The sequence below is a fragment of the Candidatus Cloacimonadota bacterium genome (assembly GCA_012522635.1).
In the GTDB taxonomy this organism is placed as follows: Bacteria; Cloacimonadota; Cloacimonadia; order Cloacimonadales; family Cloacimonadaceae; genus Syntrophosphaera.
Genome location: JAAYKA010000116.1, coordinates 1 through 2,772, shown reverse-complemented (window position 1 = coordinate 2,772; position 2,772 = coordinate 1). Strand labels below are relative to the sequence as shown.

The 2,772-nt window shown below is 48.5% G+C and carries 2 protein-coding genes; both read right to left on the bottom strand.

The window, feature by feature from the left end; all coding sequences use genetic code 11:
* The coding region (locus GX135_06130; GenBank protein ID NLN85664.1) for a hypothetical protein at positions 1-1,733 on the bottom strand (1,733 nt) is incomplete at its 3' end.
* A 493-nt stretch (positions 1,734-2,226) separates the two neighbouring features.
* Positions 2,227-2,772, bottom strand: a 546-nt coding sequence (locus GX135_06125; protein ID NLN85663.1) for a T9SS type A sorting domain-containing protein, incomplete at its 5' end; no start/stop codon positions are given.

Here is a 2,772-nt window from a genome sequence, read left to right as displayed (position 1 = left end):
TGGTCCGCGGGGTAAACCCACATGGGTTTGATGCCTGAAAGCTGTGGGACTTCCTGGTTATTCAGCTTGATGGGCTCGCTCCAAGTGTATCCATTGTTGGCGGAAACCGCGATAAAAATCTCGGGTGTGTTTGAATAGGCCATGTAGTCCGCGTCGGAATCAACGTTAGACCAGTAGGCACGTTGGCTATCCTGCCAAACCGCCGCCATCATGCCTTGAGCGTTGGCATTGGTAATTTTGGTATTGCTGTAATGGAAGAACATGGCATCATCGTGAGCGGTAATATCCCAGTGAGGGAAAGGCCAGGTGAATCCGGGATGACTATTTAACAGAACTATATCCAGATAGTAGTTGCCATCATCAGCCTGGGTGTATTCGGGCTCGCCAAAAGGAGCCTCCATGTCCCATGGTACGAAAGTTTCGTTGAAATCGTCGTAGGGATGCCTTTTGGGGTGCACATCGTTGATAACGATGCTTTGATTGGCGGGATCAAAGACGAATTCTTTAACAACTTGGAAGGCAGGCCAATAGACGCCGTCAATGGTGGAAAGCGCCCAAACGCCAAAAAAGTGGACGCGACCAAGATTATCAACACTGGCATTGGCGTGAGTAGTGTTTGCCAAACGGTAGATCAATTCACCATCAGCAACGGCACCGTCGTCATCTTGGAAGTAGCCTTCTCCACCAATTGTTCCAGGAGGATTGCTAACTTGAATCCAGCTATAGTCGGTCACTCGGGTCCAGGTTCCCTGACCATAATTCGGACACACGAAGATGTCGATGTCGGGCTCGATGATGGTGTTCTGTCCACTTCCATCAGTTGCAGAATGGTATCCAGCATAATAGAGATTGCCGGCATTGTCGGTGGTGAGTGCCAAGAAGGGACGGCGCCACTGGTTGGCGTCCACATTCCAAGCGTCCATTTCGGGAATGGTGATGTGGTTCCAAACCATGGGCACACCCGCTTCGATTTGGTCACCGTCAAAATCAGCATAGGCGATCATAACGCTTTCAGACGGACCGTATGAAGGTGATACCGAGTTTCGGGCAGCTATATAAACTCGTCTTTTGCCGTCCACAGGAGAAGGGCCGATCTGGGCTGTGGGCCAGATGAATTCATTGTTGTAAGTGGTCAAGCCGTTGGGAGCGGTAATGGTTTGTGGGTTGTCGATGGCAATTTCCACATCATTGATAAGACCGGAAATGCCGGCGATGAAAGCGTCGGAAGCGAATAGCACTTCCAGCTCAGGGTCAGCATCGTAATTCGCGTGCCAGGCATACAGGGGTTTTCCGGAAACAGGATCCACAGCCAGGGTGGAATAGCCTTCATTGATGTAGGTGGTGGTGATCTCGTTGTTGTTCACCACGTTGCCATCTGCGTCCACATAGGTGTAGAAAGCGCGGCGGAGTGAGGTGGCCGCGCGACGTCCATGATAAGTCATGAAATATCCGCCACCTTGGGAATAAGGAATGACTCTGAGAGGCAGACCGTTATAGTTGCCAATCATGTAGTCATAGTAATTTGTCATTATCGCGGTGGGATTTGCGCTGAAAGTGTATTGTGGAGCGGTTTTGGCAAACGAAGCGCCATACCTGGGTGCCGCCTGGATTTTGTTCACATCCAGCTCGGGCATGGGCAGCATTCTAAGGTTTGATCCCGGCTGCATCTCCCTTGCAAAAACAAAAGAAAATATCAAGCCGAGGGCTAAGATGACCATTATGGTTTTTTTCATCCTTTCCTCCATCTGGTTCAATGTTATGTCAATGCTTAATGCTTGAATAAGATTGGATACGCCTCACAATGGTTCTTCTGTTGATACCGCACTCGTTTTCTGGATCACCAAGTAAAACAATCTTAATTCCTCTGTATCCGCATTAAAATACGGATGCATATTAAGTCAAGCAATAATTGAGCCAGAACACACATAATAAAGAAGTTACCCCATTTATTAAGTTTTCGCCAAGTCTATTTTTCCCGAGATGGCACGGGTCCTGACCTGTAGGAAAAATGAGCCGAAACTGCAGGATGAATGGGATAAATATGATGCTCTCTTGCTTGCCGCCCTTGGTATTCCTTATGTTTCATAAGCTAAACATAAGGTTGATAAAAGTTTAGGGCTTTTTGAAGTGGTTTCCAACAGACTCGTTCTAATATGGTAGCCGCCAGAATTAAAAAAAGCCCCGGAGAATTCCGGGGCTTAATTGGAGATTTATGACTCCGATGAATTACTTCATCAGGACCATCTTTTTGGTGCTGCTGTATTTGCCAGCCTGCATCTTGTAGAAATAGATACCGCTGGATACAGCTTGGTTGTTGTTGTCACGGCCGTTCCACACAACTTTGTAGTTGCCGGAGGCCTTGTCTTCATTCACCAGGGTTTTCACCAACTGTCCCTTGGCGTTGTAGATCTCGATGCTGACAGGAGCGGCTTCCTTCACACTGTAGGAAATGGTGGTTTCAGGGTTGAAGGGGTTCGGATAGTTGCTGTGCAGCTGAGTTGCCACAACCGGCATGCCAGGATCGTTTGCATCGTCTCCGCCTATCACAGTCACATCATCGATGAAGAAGATGAAGGCGTCGTTCGAAACACATTGGATGCCAACATAAACAGTTTCACTGGTGGCGTAATCGGCAAGGCTGTAGGTGTATTCAGTCCAAACATCGGGTGCCTGAATGTAGTTTGTACCGCTGATGATGGTGAAGTTAGCCGGGTTGGTGCCAGTGGTGGACACGCCAACCTTGAACCTTTCCAGTCCATACTGGGCGGTGTG